Origin of the sequence: Enterobacter cloacae complex sp. IR5412, assembly GCF_049237385.1 — a bacterium.
GTDB lineage: Bacteria > Pseudomonadota > Gammaproteobacteria > Enterobacterales > Enterobacteriaceae > Enterobacter > Enterobacter intestinihominis.
Map to the genome: position 1 here is coordinate 69,832 of NZ_JBMKHQ010000002.1, position 16,589 is coordinate 86,420.

General features: G+C 51.8%; 21 protein-coding genes and 1 pseudogene. 2 read left to right on the plus strand and 20 right to left on the minus strand.

Translation table 11 applies throughout. The annotated features are described in order from the left end of the window. Positions 1-23 precede the first annotated feature (23 nt). From ACOTX2_RS03645 to ACOTX2_RS03660, 4 genes are read right to left on the minus strand one after another with little or no spacing between them, the layout of a single operon-like run. Entirely contained in the window at positions 24-3,773 is a 3,750-nt protein-coding gene (locus tag ACOTX2_RS03645) for a phage tail tip fiber protein (RefSeq protein WP_332986750.1), read from the minus strand. 9 nt (positions 3,774-3,782) lie between these two features. Then, entirely contained in the window at positions 3,783-4,316 is a 534-nt protein-coding gene (locus tag ACOTX2_RS03650; RefSeq protein WP_058679064.1) for a tail assembly protein, read from the minus strand. After that, a complete protein-coding gene (locus ACOTX2_RS03655; protein ID WP_155033383.1) occupies positions 4,259-4,978 on the minus strand; it encodes a C40 family peptidase in 720 nt (239 codons plus the stop codon). Before ACOTX2_RS03655 ends, ACOTX2_RS03650 begins: the two co-directional genes overlap by 58 nt. Beyond that, on the minus strand, positions 4,978-5,682 hold the full coding sequence (locus ACOTX2_RS03660; protein ID WP_059520813.1) for a phage minor tail protein L: 705 nt from the start codon (positions 5,680-5,682) through the stop codon (positions 4,978-4,980). The genes ACOTX2_RS03655 and ACOTX2_RS03660 overlap by 1 nt, the downstream gene beginning before the upstream one ends. Positions 5,683-5,847: 165 nt before the next feature. Here ACOTX2_RS03660 and ACOTX2_RS03665 point away from each other — a divergent pair, with 165 nt between their 5' ends. Continuing rightward, positions 5,848-6,045, plus strand: coding sequence for a hypothetical protein (locus ACOTX2_RS03665; RefSeq protein ID WP_059520814.1), 198 nt, complete (start codon positions 5,848-5,850; stop codon positions 6,043-6,045). On the opposite strand, the gene ACOTX2_RS03670 is transcribed toward ACOTX2_RS03665, so the two are convergent. Both ACOTX2_RS03670 and ACOTX2_RS03675 read right to left on the minus strand, forming a co-directional pair. After that, positions 6,024-6,179: a hypothetical protein gene (locus ACOTX2_RS03670; protein ID WP_158606049.1), complete on the minus strand. Its 156-nt coding sequence runs from the start codon at positions 6,177-6,179 to the stop codon at positions 6,024-6,026. The genes ACOTX2_RS03665 and ACOTX2_RS03670 overlap by 22 nt on opposite strands. 21 nt (positions 6,180-6,200) lie before the next feature. Further along, complete coding sequence (locus ACOTX2_RS03675) at positions 6,201-6,548, minus strand: phage tail protein (RefSeq protein WP_059520815.1); 348 nt, start codon at positions 6,546-6,548, stop codon at positions 6,201-6,203. 75 nt (positions 6,549-6,623) lie between these two features. Between ACOTX2_RS03675 and ACOTX2_RS03680 the strand changes: the two genes are divergently transcribed. Then, a complete protein-coding gene (locus tag ACOTX2_RS03680; RefSeq protein ID WP_047653432.1) occupies positions 6,624-6,851 on the plus strand; it encodes a hypothetical protein in 228 nt (75 codons plus the stop codon). Positions 6,852-6,879: 28 nt separating this feature from the next. Here ACOTX2_RS03680 and ACOTX2_RS03685 read toward each other — a convergent pair whose 3' ends face one another. The 14 genes and pseudogenes from ACOTX2_RS03685 to ACOTX2_RS03750 form a co-directional block, all read right to left on the minus strand. Further along, positions 6,880-10,284: a tape measure protein gene (locus tag ACOTX2_RS03685; RefSeq protein WP_395034509.1), complete on the minus strand. Its 3,405-nt coding sequence runs from the start codon at positions 10,282-10,284 to the stop codon at positions 6,880-6,882. 64 nt (positions 10,285-10,348) lie between these two features. Next, complete coding sequence (locus tag ACOTX2_RS03690; RefSeq protein WP_042889550.1) at positions 10,349-10,753, minus strand: hypothetical protein; 405 nt, start codon at positions 10,751-10,753, stop codon at positions 10,349-10,351. Between the two features lie 117 nt (positions 10,754-10,870). Then, positions 10,871-11,146, minus strand: coding sequence for a phage exclusion lipoprotein Cor (cor, locus tag ACOTX2_RS03695; RefSeq protein ID WP_000735926.1), 276 nt, complete (start codon positions 11,144-11,146; stop codon positions 10,871-10,873). A 166-nt stretch (positions 11,147-11,312) separates the two neighbouring features. After that, positions 11,313-11,764: pseudogene (locus ACOTX2_RS03700) on the minus strand (KilA-N domain-containing protein). Beyond that, a complete protein-coding gene (locus ACOTX2_RS03705) occupies positions 11,760-12,413 on the minus strand; it encodes a DUF6246 family protein (protein ID WP_063216497.1) in 654 nt (217 codons plus the stop codon). The pseudogene ACOTX2_RS03700 and the gene ACOTX2_RS03705 overlap by 5 nt, the downstream one beginning before the upstream one ends. Before the next feature lie 39 nt (positions 12,414-12,452). Continuing rightward, positions 12,453-13,187, minus strand: a complete 735-nt coding sequence (locus tag ACOTX2_RS03710) for a phage tail tube protein (RefSeq protein WP_058685349.1) — start codon at positions 13,185-13,187, stop codon at positions 12,453-12,455. Between the two features lie 17 nt (positions 13,188-13,204). Continuing rightward, entirely contained in the window at positions 13,205-13,591 is a 387-nt protein-coding gene (locus ACOTX2_RS03715; protein WP_100185487.1) for a phage tail termination protein, read from the minus strand. Further along, positions 13,588-13,986: a hypothetical protein gene (locus tag ACOTX2_RS03720; protein ID WP_049132822.1), complete on the minus strand. Its 399-nt coding sequence runs from the start codon at positions 13,984-13,986 to the stop codon at positions 13,588-13,590. Before ACOTX2_RS03720 ends, ACOTX2_RS03715 begins: the two co-directional genes overlap by 4 nt. A 7-nt stretch (positions 13,987-13,993) precedes the next feature. Then, positions 13,994-14,356, minus strand: coding sequence for a hypothetical protein (locus tag ACOTX2_RS03725; protein ID WP_421625876.1), 363 nt, complete (start codon positions 14,354-14,356; stop codon positions 13,994-13,996). Then, the gene (locus ACOTX2_RS03730) at positions 14,349-14,528 is read right to left on the minus strand and encodes a DUF551 domain-containing protein (RefSeq protein WP_200030004.1); all 180 of its coding nucleotides are present in this window, start codon (positions 14,526-14,528) and stop codon (positions 14,349-14,351) included. The genes ACOTX2_RS03725 and ACOTX2_RS03730 overlap by 8 nt, the downstream gene beginning before the upstream one ends. Beyond that, positions 14,528-14,926: a DUF7370 family protein gene (locus ACOTX2_RS03735; protein ID WP_180239545.1), complete on the minus strand. Its 399-nt coding sequence runs from the start codon at positions 14,924-14,926 to the stop codon at positions 14,528-14,530. The genes ACOTX2_RS03730 and ACOTX2_RS03735 overlap by 1 nt, the downstream gene beginning before the upstream one ends. Positions 14,927-14,928: 2 nt before the next feature. After that, complete coding sequence (locus ACOTX2_RS03740) at positions 14,929-15,135, minus strand: hypothetical protein (protein WP_180239546.1); 207 nt, start codon at positions 15,133-15,135, stop codon at positions 14,929-14,931. A gap of 58 nt (positions 15,136-15,193) precedes the next feature. Continuing rightward, positions 15,194-15,478, minus strand: a complete 285-nt coding sequence (locus tag ACOTX2_RS03745; RefSeq protein ID WP_100148701.1) for a hypothetical protein — start codon at positions 15,476-15,478, stop codon at positions 15,194-15,196. A 10-nt stretch (positions 15,479-15,488) separates the two neighbouring features. Beyond that, a complete protein-coding gene (locus tag ACOTX2_RS03750; protein ID WP_421625877.1) occupies positions 15,489-16,586 on the minus strand; it encodes a major capsid protein in 1,098 nt (365 codons plus the stop codon). Between the last annotated feature and the right edge of the window lie 3 nt (positions 16,587-16,589).

A 16,589-nucleotide genomic window follows, 5' to 3' on the forward strand; every position in this document is an offset into this window, starting at 1 on the left:
GAGGCCCCGTAAGAGGCCTCCCGTTACCATGTTCCCGTGATTCTCCCGATCTGCACCCTCAACACATTGTTGGCATCCTTGACACTGATCGTTTGATTAGTCTGCTTCATGGCTCCCTCACCAGCTGTCGAACCGTAGTTCTCAAACGTACCTCCCTTATCCAGCCTCCATCCGACTGAGCCAGCGACATAGTTATTGGACTGGATGTAGTTGCCAATCTTGGCGTTGCCGATGGTGCCGTCCTGAATGAAGGTTTCCCGGATAAACACCTGCCCGTTCTGGATAACGAACGGCAGTGTAACCGCTCCCCCCGCCTGCGCCATGACGGCGAAGCGATCCGCCAGGAACAGCACCTGCGACTGCATGCCCGATGGAGTGTTTTCTACACCGATCCCCATTCCGGCGGCATACTGCTTTCCATTCGCGTCCACGGCAACCTTGATGCTGTACATCGCCTTCAGGTCACCACTAACGTTTGCTATCGCCTGCGCGTTGGTGGTGATCGCTGAAGTGTGCCCGTTGATGGTCGCCGTAATGCCGTTTATCTGCGTGGCCGTGGCCTGCTGATAATTGGAAAACGTCTGATTCAGGCTGTTGATTGCTGCCTTGTTGCCGTTCACGTCAGTCTGCAAACTCAGTAGCGAACGCGCTGTTGCCTCCCTGTCGCTTGCCATAACATTATCAATACGATCGATGCTGGCCTTACTGTCACCGTACTGCGCGCTGAGTCTCACCTGCTGATCAACCTGCGCCAGCGTACTCGTTATTAGCGCGATGGAGTTACTCTGAATGCCGCCGCTGGCAGTATCTGTCCTTGCTCCCAGTTCCTCCAGACGGGATGCCATTGAGGAATCGAGGTCCGTGACAACCTGGCTAAGGTCAGTGATTGATGCTGTATTCTGAGCACCTACAGCAGCTGCTGAATCAGCTTTGTCAGATGCGACCTGAGTGGCAGCCGTCAATTGACTTACCGCAGAAGCGCGAGCTTCAGTTTCCGTTGCTAACGCCTGGCGAACATCAGTAATACCCGCTTCATTCTGGGCAGTTTTCGCTTCTAGACGAGTAACATCCGTGACGCGTGCCTCCGTCTCAGTGGCGATCACCTCCCGGAGCTGTTCGAAGGTCGCAGAGTTAGCGCCCTGCTGGGCTGTCTGCCGCACGACAACATCAGCAATAGCAAGCGCGTTGCCGATGATTGCTTCTGCTGTCTGCTTATTCGATCCAACCGCCGCTGCAAGACCGTTTGCATTCTCTTTGATTGCATCAGCCAGTTCTGCGAACTTTTCACTGCTCTCCACCGCGCTCTCGATCAGGTCTTTGAACGTATCAGTCTCTTTAATCTCCTCCAGGATTGCATTGGTGATATCGCTAAAGTCATCCGTTGGCTTTCCTGAAGCCTCAACAAAATCAGAAACCCCGAACGCGTTGCGTGTCCGGACATAAACGTAATAGACGTGGTCAAACTTGAGCTTTTGAATGGTCCACTGGTTCCCCCTTCCGAGGAATTGAGTTTTGTTCTCAATATCATCGGTTAATGGGATTGGCGTCTCGCCAGCGTACCAGAACTCAAAAGAGGTATCTGATGTTGCCGTTACAGACATAACTGGCACCAGAGTGGCCTGTAATGGTCCGGGTATCCACTGAACGGAGTTAGGAGCCTTTGGCGCGCCTATAATAAGACTCACCTGAGTTTCGGCGCCTTTCATCCCGTTTTCATTGCGCCCACGAACGCCGAGCGTGTAGCTACCGGCAGCAAGGCCGTAAAACTCATACCGGAACTGGTCAGTTTCGTACTGAGATACCAGCTTCCCATCAGCACTGTAGATGTACAGCTCAAACACCAGTTTTTTAGTAGTGGTTGCCGTCTCCCACGTTGCTGTAACCTGGACGGTCTCGGTGTTTGTGTTCAGGATTCGCAGGTTTTCCACGTTAGGCACGCGGTAGCCGTTCAGCGTATCGCTGGGAACTTCAAACACTGCACCCTCGTCAACGATGGCCTGTTTGTTGGGGTCGTGCAATGAGGCCGTTATGCTGTATACGGAGTTGTTTTCCGTTTCGGCAACGCTCAGTATCCGGAAAAGGCGAATCGCAACGCTTGCGGTTGAAATGGCAAATACAGTTCCCGCCCTCACCCATTCAGGTTCGTTTTTGAGTGTGACGTTGTTTCCGTTAACGCCATCAATCTCATAGCGAGAGAACTTTCCGTCCCTCCCCATAATCGACATAGTGGAGCCGTCCGTTACTACCGAGGAATCAACCGCGTCAACCGTTATCACCCTCCCGGAATGAGAAACAATTCTCCCCCCGAGGCGAGTTCCTGCGTAGTCATTATCCATGACCTCAACGATATCACCCGGCGTGAAGTGGATAGCATCGCGTGCCATCTGGAAAGACAGTCTGCTGCTTTCACGCTTTGCTGTTTCCAGCAGCCATTTACCTGCCCGCCATGCCTGTCCGCGAGAGGTGCAGCCAAACGCCTCCAGAGTGGTTTCGTTGTAGTTCCCTTTGGCTATCATCTCATCGTCGGAAACGTACTCTTTCACCTGCTCCCATCCGTTGTCGGGGTCAGTCCAGGACACTACAACCGCATTGTATTTCTCTGAACGCTTTACAGAGCTTCGTTTGAACTCGCCATTCACAACGTTGGCGTTCGTGATTGTCGCAATCGGATCCTGTGGAGCGTCCAGCATTACGGACAGGCGCAGGCCGTCCCACAGCGCAATGCCACGGAACATGCTCGCTATCTTGTCGAGAATGTCTCGCGCACTCGCCTGCTCTGTGATGTAGGCGTTGAGCGTCATGCGTGGCTCTTTGCCGCCATACCCATCATCTACAAGCTGATCGCAATATTGCGACAGAATGTAGAGTGCGCCATCGTCAACATCGATGTATCCGGCGCGTTTCGCCAGGCCAAATCGGGTGTTTTTCGCCAGCTCACGGAACAGCCACGCCGGGTTGTTAGTCCATGCCTTTTTGAAGCCCCCCGTCCACAGACCGGAGTAAGTTCTGGCAATTGGCTCGTAGTTATCCGGTACGTCAACGATCAGCCCGCGAAGATGATATGTGCGGCTCGGCGTGTCGGTGTACTGGTCACGGTCGATGACTGAGCCGGCAACAGCAGAGAACGGATAGCTAAGGTTGTCGTCGGTGATCTCGCTGTAGCTGTTCCAAACAGTCCCGTTTGACAGCAAATCGCTGCTGCTGTCAGGCGTAATGCGGCGAACGCGGATATCAAACGGTTTGATGTCGGGGGCATCAATGACGTGCGCCTCAAGGTACTCGCCAGAGATTTTCCCTGTAATCGTCACCGTCTTCTCCATGACCCAGCCCGACGAGCCAGTTCTGGTCTCGATAACCATCGTTACAGAGGTGTTTTTCTGGTTACCCTTGGAGTCCTGCTCCATGAGCCCGGTGACGCCGATGTTAAAACGAACGCGGGTCACGTCCTGATCTGTCACGGTTCTAACCAGCGGGGTATCGTAAGTGACCTCAGTGTTAACAATGGTCGTCGCTTCGATTGCAGAGAAGCCGTTGATTGGCTCCTGAGTTTCCGATCCAGGTCGCCAGGCAACACTGATGCCGTTCACGTTGACATTACCGTTCGAGTCAGTGATAGGCGTCTTATTCAGCTTGAATGAAGACAGGTGCTCCTGATCCACCGGGCCCGCGATTGGCCCCTCAGATATCAGATCCAGTACCCGATAGAATTGTTTTGATTTGAGGTTATCGTCGAGTAGTTTTGGGGTTGATGCTTTACCGCCACCTGAAGACATAGCGCCACCTTAGCTGATTGATTCTTCCCAGTCGGAATTATTAGATGTGTCGATCCCGAGACTTATTACGTTGCTGCCGACCTCCATCTCGCCGAGGAGTATGGGGACAGGATGCCCCTGTCCGACCCTGTTTTCTGCACTGGTAAACGAGTTATTCGTGAGGGTGTTTGTTTCGGCCGCTTCCGCTGAAGTTTTGCTTTTCATGTTCCGTGACATGTAGATGGAGTAAGCAACCGAGGCGGCAGACAGCACCAGTGAGGCAATGAGAACTATCGTACTGGTCTCAAGTCCCGCCCCCTCAATCACCGGGACAAACAGCACTACAGAGCCATCCTTCAGGCGCCGATCCATGTGCCACTGCACCGAAGACGTTTCAACATCCTCACCCGCCACTCGCATTCTTACTCTGGCGTTCAGGAATGCTTTTTTGAACTCATGATTCTGAGCAAGCAAAAGGCGAATTCCCTGAGCAGGGGTATCAACGTTCAGCTCGACTTTGCGGAAATGTCGGCGTAAATGCCCTGCAAATTTAAAGATGAGCACTGTTCATGTCTCCATATGGAATGCATCTGCTTAACGTATGCCGGGCGCATTTGCTCTCTCCGGCTTAAATGCCCGGAGCAATCGTGGTGAAGAACCATATTGTCATCGAGCAGAATCATTGCGTGGCAAGGGTCAGCTCCGGGGAATGGCTGCCTGATTATTACGTCACCTGGCAGCGCTTCTCCCGGCGTGACCTGATTGAAGCCATTGCGCGACATGTTGTTCAGATAAAGGTTCTCCCCTCTCAGCCACCAGCCATTCGTCCTTTCGAAGTCAGGAAGGTCAATTCCGCACAGGTGATACGCATCACGGAATAGCGAGTAACAATCAGTCACTCCGTGCTCGAACCGCCTCCCCAAAAGGTAATCCACCGGCCTGAACGTTCTGATTTTCCCGTTACAGGCCAGCACCCATGGAAGGCCCGATGCAACCTGGCATTTACGGTCGGCGCCGGACAGAACCGGGCTGTTCATTGGGTGAGAGTGGAATACCGCAGTCACCTCTCCAGCCTCCTCGGCCGCCAGCCAGTCATCATCACTGATTCGGAAGTGATTTCCCGGCTCCGGGTGAACATTCCGACAGCGGAACAGTCGCCCGCCTTCCAGAATTAAGCCGCACACCTCATCCTGCGACGATGCCGCATAATCGAGTAATTCCTGCATCATGAAACCTTCTGAGAGCCGGGGAAGCTGCTGATCGGCATTGGTTCCGGTCGTGGATAACGGAAGCGGCAGCCGCTACGGCGGTGAGAGCACTTATCTTTCGCCGGGTCAGTGGTTGGATTGTCGCGCTCATCTGCAACCGGCGGCCCGTCATATCCGCACCCGACGCCGCGATACTGCCACTGGCACACGTCGGCAAGGATGGTTCGCGCCGGGATGATAGCGTTGTCGCAGTCAATCGGTGTCGCCAGCGTGTAGGTCACCTGCTCGAACGTCTCTTCCGTCATCTCCTCAACAACGTAACGGGAAACCGCTTCCTGCGTCGGATCTGCGTCAGGGTTGCCATTGGGGAAGTTCACCGCGTCCAGGTATTTCACCGGAACCTGACGGCGGGTGATCACCACCCCAAGCATGTCGTCGAAGTCATGGTTTATGCCCGTCAGTAAACCCGTGACGTTCGCCACCACCATTGTTGGGCGGGCATATGTGCCTTCGTTCTTTGACTCGAACCCTTCGACTGCTATCGGGTATGCCTGATACTGATTCCCCTTCCAGATCACATTTCCGTAATATCCATTGGTGCCGGAATGGAACCGGATAAGGTCTCCGCCAAAGGGTTGCAGGTCGGCTTCGAACAGGTCGATAAACGCGCCTACTCCGGAGTCGACGCTATCAATAATCATACTGGCTGGTATGTCGCGCACGGCAAACTCCCATAAAAAAAGCCACCAAGTGGTGGCTACTGTTTGAATATCAGGATGTTGCTTACTGATAACCCTGGTTAACGTGTAAGCTCAGCTCGTCAGTGGTGGGACACTGGCGTAACCATCGAAGGGGGATGGCTGATTACCTCTGATAAAGGAAAAATAATGTCAGAATTGAAATTAAACGCTATTGACTTTATTTCTTTTGCGGTCGCTGGAAATACATTTAAATTAAAAGCTAATTTGATTGGCCCTAATGACCAATTTTATTCGGTAAACCTAGATATAGCGCCAGATGAGATAAAGAATAAAACCATCGGTGAGATTGAAAAACTTGCTATTCAAGCCTTGCGTTCAGCTTGAATTACGGCAATTTGATCTAATTTCGCAGTGATTTGATTATAAGCACAGGTGTGAGCGCTAATAACTTCTTCCATCTGTGCTTTCATTGAATCAACAATAGCCTCTAACTCTTCAACACGTTGTTCTAAAGTCATAACTGTCTCCCGCCTTTCGGCTTATCGTGGTACTTGTTCAAAAGTGGCCGTCAGTTCAAACAGCGGCCCGGTCTTTGTCATATTCCAGGAGCGGCAGACAAACAGCTTCCGCACTCCCGTATCGGATGGCGTCCAGTAGAACGATTCAACCGCCCCCCTGGCTTTGAGGAATGCCTCTGCATCCTTCGCAGGGTTACTGCGGCACGCTCCGCTGACGCCGCGAAAGGTGAGCGAGTATTTATCCATCAGTGGATTGATACCCTTCACCTGTCGCTGTTCGTAACTGTCGCCGAGCTTAACGACGGCTACGTTGGGTGTGCGTTCAACCTGGTAAGCTCGCTGCGGTGTCCATGTGAATGTTTCTGGCATAGTTGCCTCAAAAATTGCAATAATTGAATTTCGCGAAAGCTCTTTTAACTACCTAGCTAATAAAAGAGGCAGTCAATGGAAAAGAACCTCCCTCCAGAAGTTGAAATATTGGCTCTTAGAACCCTTACCGCATATGTAATATCGGTTCTCGATGACAACCAAAAAGAGCGCCTTAGCCAAATGGCAAAATCCAGACCTATTGAAGTTCCTTCAGAAGGCGCTACCCCTGAGGTAATGGATTATCTGAATGGTGCCCAAGAATACATCCGTGACATTGTTAAATTAGGGCTGGGACAAGCTTAGAGCATCTGATGGCGGATAAACTCCGCCATTATCTACCCTTGCGCAGTAGACCATTTGGTCGCTGCTCATTACTTATCGCTCGTAGTGCGGCGTTGTAAGCCATTTTTTCAAATTGCTTAACGGTCTCAGGGCTGTTTGGGCTTCCATCAAAATGGTAATGGTTCGTTTGCTGCACAACCACCCCACCGCCACCTCCAACCTTATCAGCAGGAATGATCTTCCCTGACTGGTTCGGGATGAATGCCTGCTGACCCCCGGCGGTCTGGAAGATTTCAGAACGACCATCCTCGTTGACACGATAGGCGTTTCCAGCAGATACCGTGCCGCCGTAGCGACGACCGCCACTCATGGTGACACTTGCAATATTCGAAAGCAGGGAAGCGCCGGCCGAGGCGATGGCTGCGTAGTTCGCCATTTTTTGTGCTGGCGTAAGAGCAGTCGGATCGGCCATGGCTTGCATAATCGCCGTGTTAAGACTCAGGGTTGATTGCGCTATCGCGAATGCTTTTGCAGCAGCGAACATGGCAACATATGCACCACTGCTCTTTCCAGACGTGTTTGCGATAATTGACGCCAGGCTATCAAACCCCTGTGACGCCGAGCCGAGAATGGAGCCTATCGCCTCAGTTTGTGCATTGGCCTCATCTACAGCAATTTTCCTCCTGGCGTTTGCTGCCTGCTCCTGAATGGCCGTCTTGGCATCTTCGTAAAGCTGTGTATTTTCCTTGTCTATGGTCTGATACTTAGCAAGTGCCGCTAACTTCTGCTGCTCCTGCAAATCAATAAGAGCCGTTGGATTTTGCACTGCGCCCGTTACGGCGTCAGGGGTGGTCACGTTTGCAACGATCTCCTGCTGTGCAAACTTTTTACCTTGCTCGGCCTGCTGCCGCATCTTCACCGCATTGGCTGCGTCCCATTCAGCGGCAGCATATTTTCTTATTTCATCAATTTGCCCAGCCGTAGCGCTTTTATTAAGAGACTGCTCAGCCCTTAGCATGGCCTGTTCGCGTGACAAATCCTGTGTTGCCCCGGCAGCAGTTTCTGCGCGCTGCTTATAATCAGCAATTTTCTGGGCGTTGGCCTCCATCTGAGTGGCTGCGCTTTTTCCCTGCTGTTCATTCTGCTGCTGCGCTTTGCGCCGTGCCTCCTCAGCTTCCTGTAGATCGTAATTCTCTGCAGCCAGACGCTCAGCAGACGCGATCTGATTAGGGTTGTCAGTAACCTTAGATGCCGCCATTCTGGCTTTTGCCACTGCCCGCTGGCGTTCATCCTGTATTTTCAGAAGCTCGTTCTGCTCTTCAAGGTTCAGGATTACTTTATCGCCATCTGCAGTTGGAGGGGCGATCTGTAATGACTTGGGGTTGAAATTCTGCCCGGCCTGATTGGCCCGGTTAATCTCATCTGCAGTATTACCGAAGGCTTTCGCAACAGCTCCTTGAACTCTCTCCAGAGTGGTGCCTTTTTCAATGAGTTGATCATGCACACCCATCGATGAAAGCATATTATTAGTAAGCAAACGGTTCGCTTCTGAGGCAGTATTTTCTGTTCTAGCAAGCTTATCCTTTTTGTTGGCGAGATCCCGAATCTTCCCGTTCAGTTCATCTGAAACCTCAGCCTGCCGTTGGCTGAACTCTGCTCCCTGCCCCATTGAATCCGCATAAGCTTGGGCGGCTGGAGTAAAGCTCTTGTAGCGATTTTGAAGCGATGCGATATCCGACTCTAAATCAGCTATTTCATCTTTTTGCGCCCGGATTGACACATTGGCATCAGCAATGGTTCCTCGCAGTTGAGTGTTGCTCAATGATTTTAAAGATGAGTTGAGCTTGTCTAAACCATCAGCAAAGGCAATTGCCTCTTGTTTGGCTTGCTGAGCTTTCTGCCAAAAATAGAATATGGCTCCAGCCGCAATCATGGCTGCACCAGCAGGACCACCAATAAGGGAAAGAGCACCTCTCGCCAAGGCGGCTGCAGCTGAAGCCGCGCGTGATGCCACTGCTGATGCCTCTTGCGATGCGATAAATCTACCATTGGCTGCTGTTGCGACGCCAGTGGCATTAGCCAAGGCGATTCTTGCAGCGGAAACCTTAGCTTCTGCAGATGCAATTGCAGCTGCCCGGGATTGAGAGGCAGTAGCCTCGGCAGCCGCAAGTCGCGTAGTTAATGCAGCAGATGCCTGCTGCAGCTGAGCCATGCGAGTTGCAGCCTGAATCCGGCCTTGTTCGGTAATTTGAGCGCGTAAACGCTGAGCCTCAAGCGCTTTCTCAGAGTTAATTTGCGCAAGCTGCGTTCGGATGGTTTGCGCTTCCGCAGTCGCTAGTCTGACCTCTTCTACGGAAGAAGCAGCAGTTGCTTTAAGAGTGTTTAATCTGGCCTGAGCAAGATTGAGATCAGAGGTTGCTGCGTTCTTACTAGACTGAGCAGAGCGTAATTGCGCAGCAGCTTGAGCTTCAGCAGCTGAGGTAGTTACTACTGCTGCTTTGGCAGCAGCAATTTGCGAGGCAGTGTTACGAACTTGCGCAGTAGCAGCCATAGTCAGAGCGCCAATATATCGACTTCCCATTACAGCAGCGACTGCGGTCAAAGCCATGCTCAGACCTGAAATATTATTGCTTGCTGTGATTATGGCGTCATTGAAGATAGCAACACCCGCTTTCACAGAAGAGCTCTCTCCAATAAATTTAGTAATATTATTGCCAGCAACTTGCATTGCTTGGCTGATTGTTGTCGTAGTTTTGGCGAATTCAGCTCCAATGGTTGCTCCCTGGGATAGCAGGCCATTCACAACAACATCGGTAGTAAGCTTACCTTCAGCGGCTAACTGGCGCATCTGGCCAATTGTCACGCCCATTGAATCCGCAAGAGCGACAATTAGACGATTACCCTGCTCGTTTACAGAGTTGAATTCTTCCCCGCGTAATGCACCAGACGCCAAGCCTTGAGATAGCTGAATAATCGCGTTCTCTGCTTCTTCAGCGGTAGCACCTGAAACCACAAAACCTTGGTTGATTATCGTTGTGAGTTTTACAAGGTCCTGCGCACTCGTGCCGTACTGGCGGGTTGCACGCTCCAGTCGGGCATAGAGAGAGGCAGTAGCCTCCAGGCTAGAACGCGTTTGCTGAGTAATGTTGAATACCCGCTCTGTAACGTCCACCAACTCTTCATTTGGCCGCAGCGCATTCGCTAATTTGTTGTTCAGTTCGGTCCATGCATCGGCATATTGCGACACTTGGTTAACAGAAAGGATCGCCATTACAGCCGCGGCAATTTTACTCAATTCGCCCAGAGAAGAAGAAAGTGATTGCGCCGCATCATCAGCTGCGTCAAAACCATCCTGCATATTGTCGGTGGCTTTGACCACCTCCTTATCAGCACGCAGCAACTGTGCCGTATCGGCCTTAATCACATATTCAATATCGCCGACGTTCTGGGTCATTTCAATTTCTCCAGGCAATAAAAAACCCCGCCGGAGCGAGGTCTTGGGGGTAAGATGAGTCTTACTATTTTAATAAACCGAACATAAAAAGAATGAACATCAGCAAAATACCAGCGCCTATCCACTGGCCAATTGCATGACCTGTCGCCTCGCTTGATGCGGCTTGAGCGTTGAGTTTGGTAGTTTCATCATTTATTGCTGATGCTGAGGCTAGCATCTCTTCAGCGAGCGTTTCAAAAAGCACAACTTGTGCTTCTACCGGAGCTTCAGAAAAAAAGTCACTAACCTGATCTTGTAAATCTAAGGATGCGGTATGTATGTTCCCCCCATCAGCGATCACTTGCTGAATTTTCTGGTTCCGTATTTCAACAAGCGCCCTTATTCTGCTTCTGTTTGATTTATATGTTTTTTCTTCCGAGCCACTAACTGTGAAATAGTCATTGATAGCGCCCGGTATGTCGATATGCATATCCCTATCCCCATCAGTAAAAGATGGTCAAATCCTACCACCAGTTGACGGAATAATCAGCAGGGATCGGCGCAACGACAAAACCCGCAGTTAAGCGGGTTCGGATGCGCGCTTCAATCAGGCAGATTTGGTTGGAAGGTCGTTACGAATCTCTGGCTTCTTGTCGCAGGTAGTGCTGGAGAAATTGTTCTTTGATACCCACTGCCAGTTGAACGGATAGCCGGCGCGATACTGGGTCTGGTTGGCTACTTTGCGAACTCCGTAAATCTGCACGGTGGTATCTTGCCCGCCGAGCATTGCCACACCTTCACAGATCGGTTCCTGTTTCTCCATGATTCCTGCGCAACCAGCGAGGAGTGCAACGCAGATCGCAATAATTGGTAGTTTTTTCATTCCTTTATCCCTCTACGCCATTTTAGGCATTATCCTATAGCCATAGACTAAATGAGTAAACGACAACCACCCCCTCAATCTTTGTGGTTTTCAAATGCTCTATCACCGATTTTCCGCGCCATTGCGGATCTCTGATGGCCGTCAGTTTTCTGGCGGCTTCTTTTTCTCAGTAAATACCCGGCAAATACATTTGCACCTCATCAGCAACGCGATCACGCGCTGCATGGAGTAGCTTTTTGCGTCCGCCAACTCCCCACCGGGCCATCTGGCTGGCGCACTGACTGATCTGTTTGGTTTCGGTATTGATGATGTGGTCGATTTTGTTCAGGCGGGACATGGCACTGATGCCGTTTCGGATCACCATCTGAAAGGTTTGGTACACTTTTATTTCGAATTCAACACTAAGCCATGCGGCATAGCGAATCGCCACCAGTTCTAACCCCCAGATACCAGGCTGAGCACCACCTTTGATAATCTTGACCGAAGCTATTTTTGTAGCTTTGGTCAGTTCTTGCGCAAACTTTTTAATTTGGCCCTTTTGATGAAGTTACTTGGCCTCTGTGATTCCGTGGCTTTGCCTTCAGCCACAGCCGCTGTATGGAGATCAAGGAGATTAATGCGGTCCGTTACGTTGCGCGTCGATAGCCAGCATTTGCTCGGCCCAGTCCATAACCTCGTCGTATTTCTCCTGGGTTGGCACTCTGGCTTTCTCTTTCTGCGGGAACTTGGCATTCATGGCGGCGCGGAAGCTGGTCATTGTCATGTTCCAGGCATCAGACTCGCTCATGCCGAGGTGAGCAACAGCGGTGTAGACGAATGACCGTACATCGAATTTGTCACTGTATTCGCCCTTCTTACCTTCGAACTCTTCCGGCGGCTGATCGCCCATTACGCCATGCAGAATCAGGTGGCGGGCAATCTGGATAACATCCTCGATCGGGATAGCCCCAGGCTTGAACAGCAGCCGCCCTGCCGCGTTCACCGAGTACGAACCAATCAACTCTGCAACATCACCCTCCGAGCAATGGCGGACTACGTTTGCCGCCGACGCTGCCATTTCAGCAAAGCATCGGGCATTGGCCGCCTTCAGGATTTGAGTATCGGAGATTCGGTGTTTCGGGTAATGCCCGGCATGAACCTTCACGAAAGCATCAACAATCTGTTCCGGCGACCCAATACGAGACATGGCGAGGAATGATGGGTTGAGGAATATCTCTTTGCCACTGGCGCGGACAACGGCCTGGCCGATATCGGTTATTGCTTTCATGAAACCTCTCAAAAAAAAAGGGGCCGAAGCCCCATGATATCACGCTGCGTTGACAACAACCGTAGCAGACCCGGACGTCACGCTGCCCGCTGTGGAGGAAGACACCTGACAACTGTATGATCCGGCATCACCGGCAGCCACGTTTGCTTTGTTGAATGTTGCTGATGTTGCGCCAGAGATGTCACTACCCCCCTTCTTCCACTGGTAAGTCAGTGCTGAATTGTCAGACACAGTCGCAGCCACCGACAGGTTCAGCGTATCGCCAACGGTCAGCGTGCGATTCTGTGGCTGGGTAGTGATGGTGATAGTTGCGCCAACGTCACGCACGTCAACCTGACCGGCACTGGACGCTTCAACAGACCAGGTGGCAACGTCGTCGTGCGGCGCCTCATCACCCCATGATGTCACCATGAACGGCCCTTCGGTGATATCGTTCGGAGAGATGATTTTGAACCACACATACGGCTGGTTGCTGGTCTCTGCTGGCGGGTTGTAGACGTGACGCTTAAGCGCGTTCTGCGCATAAACATCCTCTTTGCGGGTCACGCCGTCACCTGAGAACGAAATATTCTTGTAGGTAACGAGGCTCTCTTGCGTAAATGCAGCGCTCATGTCGCCGGTCGCATCTGCGGTTTCCCACTCTGCATTTACTGTTTTGCCGCGCATCATGCCGAGTCGGCGGTAAGCGCTGGCGGTGGGTTGTACTTCAGGGCATCCAATCGCGTAATAAACGACGACGTCGCGCCCGGTAAAAGCGCCCGATTCACACGCCATAGTGATTTATCTCCGTGTTATCTGGAAATGATGGTTTGAAAGGAAATATCGAAGAGGTAACGCCCTTCTTCGGTCTGGATGGCGGTGATGCCGCCTATTGGCTGCATCGAAATGATGCATTCGGTTTTGTAGTCGTCGATCATCGCCTGGCGGATGGCGTCGGCGCGATCTTCAATCTCGTTAATATTGCTGTCGTTCTGGCCTGACAGGAGGAGGATGCGGAAATAATCGCGGGTTATCGCTACTTCTGGCTTGCCGCCACCGTTCTGCTGGATGACAAGGTATCTTTCCCCCTCGGTATTCTCCAACTCATTCCAGAATCGCTTCTGGACGCGATAACCAACATCAAAGCCATGCGACTGCAACCACGCTCTCAGAGCGTCATACACCTCGCTACGCGTCATACTTTGTATCCTTGCCTGATGATGGCCTTAATCTCGTTGAGGCCGTCTCGCTCAAAGCCTTTGCGGAGGAAGTCCGGTTCGCCATCTGGATCCCAGTAATTGCCGCTGCCGTCTGGCCTTGGCTTGCCTTTCAGCTTGCCCCTTGCGGCATTAACTGCGGCGGCATAGTTAGCCGTATAACCCACCCGCCCAATCATTCCTGATGGCATTGGTTCGAGTTTTTTGTATTGGCTGTTGATGAGAACTGATGTTTTCGCAACCGGAGTAATCAGCGCTGCATGGTTGGCCCCGGCATTCATGACTTCATAGAGAACCTTCTCCGTTCGGATGCCAGCGATATCACTCAGCACCTTGCGGGTGTTCATCTGAACACGCTTGATACCTTTAACGGGCATGATCCCCTCACGTCAGAATTTTGTAGTCTGGTTCTTCTTCGAAGAATGACATATCCCATTCCGTCACCGCCTTGATGACGTTTGCACCAGCTTTCAGCGGTTCGGCCTGAGATGTTGTGTCACCTCTGGCGATATACCAGTCGCGCTTCGGCATGGTCTCATCGATGCCATTACGCTTCAGTTCAGTGAAGAAAATCAGGTTCGTGGTGAACTCTTTCCCGCTGGCATCTACCGCAACTTCCTTGTTTGCCGTCCAGGTGCAGTCAATCAGGTATGGAGTTCCGTTTGTCCAGGTGCTGCTCCAGTCGTCGTAGACGCGCGGGTAGATGGTTGCAACGTTGGTGTAACTCCAGCGTGCTGTCTCAGACATTGCCATCCTCCCACCGGATCACCTCCGGTTTCTCCGCTGCAACCTTCCGGCACAACAGATACCAGTCACCGTTGCTTTTGACATAGCCGGTAACGCGCTTACCACTGTCGGTCATCACCCAGACTTTGACGAACGGCTCAGGCAATCGCTGCTTAACGGATATCCATGCCATTACTTACTCCCACACATGCATCCACCTCGGCCAATCCAGATACCAGCAAACGCTGTATTTGTCGGGTCAGGAGGGATGAGGTCATTAGCACAGCCGTGTTTGTCAGCGCCACGCAACAGTGCCAACGCCCCTTTCCAGCGATCGGTGAACGACTGATACCGGAATGAACGCGATGCACCATTGGGTGCAGTCTGGGAGCTAATGTACTTATCGCCTTGCCCCAGACCCATCAGTGCAAGCAAATACATCTGGATTGCCAACGCCTTTGATGCCGGATAGTGAGAATCAAGGCATTCCTGAATGCTGTTAACATCATCCACTAACGACTGAAGCATGAAGTCAGGAAGATTTATTCCCTGGCTCTGCAAATACTCTTTGGCCTTCTCCAGCGTTACCATAGCTATTCCAGCCCTGATAATTTATTGAGTTGCAGATCGCAAAGCGCGCGAAGATGCTTCAGGAGAATCAGTCGTTCCACGCTCGACGAGTCTTTAACCAGTTCGGTGGTACTGGATATTGCCAAACTGATCTCATCGGTGACGCTCAACGATGAAATCTCAGCAAACTGCGTGTGCGGCAATGGTTGCTTCATATCTTCTGGGATCATGTTATGCACCTTATTAGCCCCGCCGGAGCGGGGCATAAAAAAACCGCTTTCGCGGCGGTTATTCAGCAGGGAACAGTTTTTCGAGTTCACCATCAGGCAACAATTCACCGAGCTTTTCAGCCCCGAGATTGCCTTTAAACTCGATACCCAGCTCCGTCAGGCGCGCTGCGATAATCTCTTTTCGGGATTTCACATCCGTGCCAGCCTCTGGCGTCGCCGGTGTTAATGCCGCATCAGAGAGTTTCATAACATGAGGCTTTAGCGCAGGATGCAGTTTCTCAATTTCAACCACATCACCGACGTTCACTCCATGCCATGCTCTGGTTACCTGGTATTTAGCCATGCTGATCTCCTTATGCCAGATTGGCGGCGTAGACCACGCCGGACAGGCCTTCGCCGTCTTTCTTAATTTGCAGACCCTCAGCGCTCATAATCTGGAAATTATAATTCGACTGAGGCATTGGGCGCGGCAGAGGGACAACGCCGACAGCCATACCGACCAGCGGAGAAATCACGTCCTGACGACGCTCATAAGCGAGGAATTCATTACCGGAAAGCGCGTAGGTCATCTGGATAGACTTCGCAGGAATGAACTTGCTGATCGCATCCAAAACCGTGCCGCTCAGTAACGCATTGGTGCCGGTGTTAATGTCTACCAGGTATGGCTTCGCCATGTTGGCCCACACTTCCGGGCTAACCCACAGCTTGTCGTAAGCAGTTACTTTGTTGGTGCGAGCCGTCAGCCCAAACGGACCGGTCGGGCCGAAGAATGCCAGCAACTGCGCCGGGGTTGCAGTGGTGAGGTCGATGTTGGCACCGCCAGCACCGCTACCAAGGTTGATTTTCTGAGTGTTGCGGTGGTTTTTCATGCCCTGAGCCGGCATGCCATCTACAACGATGCTGGCATCGCCATTCAGGTAGAAGTTGACGCGTTTTTTGTGGAATTTACGCATCTTGGCCGACTGCGATTCCAGAGCCAGATCGATACCGACGGTGCTGAGCCCTGCAGCATGACGCCAGTTAACGCCATAACCAGCAGTGAATACCGGAACAGGGTCGCCATCAGAGCCAAACTCGGTATGGTCGAAAGAGTAAGGCGCCTGACCGTCAATGCTGATAGAGACATCATCAGCGATATCGCCGGAGACGTTATACAGCTTTGCAGTTTTGCCGATTGGCAGAATGGTCTGCACACCCATCAGGTCATTGACGATTTCCATGCCAATTTCCTGATCGCGCATCTGGATAATCTGGCGGTCAATCTCGGCCCAGAACTCACGGGCGAAGCCACCTACAGCGTTAGCTGCCAGCATTTCCGGGGTCATGCTCTGGCGATATGAGTTAACCATCATGTCGTGATGATGGTTGAAGATGTTGCGGTTGGCCCACAGCTCATTCCAGTGCCCGCGCAGTCGGCTGTTAGCAGCCAGTGTTTCGGGGGTAAAATACATTCT

What these genes read in the sequence shown, in the direction of transcription:
- ACOTX2_RS03735 (WP_180239545.1), bottom strand. Translation starts at nt 14,926, where the DNA reads ATGGTAACGCTGGAGAAGGCCAAAGAGTATTTGCAGAGCCAGGGAATA.
- ACOTX2_RS03730 (WP_200030004.1), bottom strand. Translation starts at nt 14,528, where the DNA reads ATGGCATGGATATCCGTTAAGCAGCGATTGCCTGAGCCGTTCGTCAAA.
- ACOTX2_RS03690 (WP_042889550.1), bottom strand. Translation starts at nt 10,753, where the DNA reads ATGCATATCGACATACCGGGCGCTATCAATGACTATTTCACAGTTAGT.
- ACOTX2_RS03645 (WP_332986750.1), bottom strand. Translation starts at nt 3,773, where the DNA reads ATGTCTTCAGGTGGCGGTAAAGCATCAACCCCAAAACTACTCGACGAT.
- ACOTX2_RS03740 (WP_180239546.1), bottom strand. Translation starts at nt 15,135, where the DNA reads ATGATCCCAGAAGATATGAAGCAACCATTGCCGCACACGCAGTTTGCT.
- ACOTX2_RS03705 (WP_063216497.1), bottom strand. Translation starts at nt 12,413, where the DNA reads ATGAAAGCAATAACCGATATCGGCCAGGCCGTTGTCCGCGCCAGTGGC.
- ACOTX2_RS03715 (WP_100185487.1), bottom strand. Translation starts at nt 13,591, where the DNA reads ATGACGCGTAGCGAGGTGTATGACGCTCTGAGAGCGTGGTTGCAGTCG.
- ACOTX2_RS03655 (WP_155033383.1), bottom strand. Translation starts at nt 4,978, where the DNA reads ATGCAGGAATTACTCGATTATGCGGCATCGTCGCAGGATGAGGTGTGC.
- ACOTX2_RS03750 (WP_421625877.1), bottom strand. Translation starts at nt 16,586, where the DNA reads ATGTATTTTACCCCCGAAACACTGGCTGCTAACAGCCGACTGCGCGGG.
- ACOTX2_RS03745 (WP_100148701.1), bottom strand. Translation starts at nt 15,478, where the DNA reads ATGGCTAAATACCAGGTAACCAGAGCATGGCATGGAGTGAACGTCGGT.
- ACOTX2_RS03670 (WP_158606049.1), bottom strand. Translation starts at nt 6,179, where the DNA reads ATGACTTTAGAACAACGTGTTGAAGAGTTAGAGGCTATTGTTGATTCA.
- ACOTX2_RS03725 (WP_421625876.1), bottom strand. Translation starts at nt 14,356, where the DNA reads ATGTCTGAGACAGCACGCTGGAGTTACACCAACGTTGCAACCATCTAC.
- cor (WP_000735926.1), bottom strand. Translation starts at nt 11,146, where the DNA reads ATGAAAAAACTACCAATTATTGCGATCTGCGTTGCACTCCTCGCTGGT.
- ACOTX2_RS03710 (WP_058685349.1), bottom strand. Translation starts at nt 13,187, where the DNA reads ATGGCGTGTGAATCGGGCGCTTTTACCGGGCGCGACGTCGTCGTTTAT.
- ACOTX2_RS03665 (WP_059520814.1), top strand. Translation starts at nt 5,848, where the DNA reads ATGTCAGAATTGAAATTAAACGCTATTGACTTTATTTCTTTTGCGGTC.
- ACOTX2_RS03720 (WP_049132822.1), bottom strand. Translation starts at nt 13,986, where the DNA reads ATGCCCGTTAAAGGTATCAAGCGTGTTCAGATGAACACCCGCAAGGTG.
- ACOTX2_RS03685 (WP_395034509.1), bottom strand. Translation starts at nt 10,284, where the DNA reads ATGACCCAGAACGTCGGCGATATTGAATATGTGATTAAGGCCGATACG.
- ACOTX2_RS03675 (WP_059520815.1), bottom strand. Translation starts at nt 6,548, where the DNA reads ATGCCAGAAACATTCACATGGACACCGCAGCGAGCTTACCAGGTTGAA.
- ACOTX2_RS03680 (WP_047653432.1), top strand. Translation starts at nt 6,624, where the DNA reads ATGGAAAAGAACCTCCCTCCAGAAGTTGAAATATTGGCTCTTAGAACC.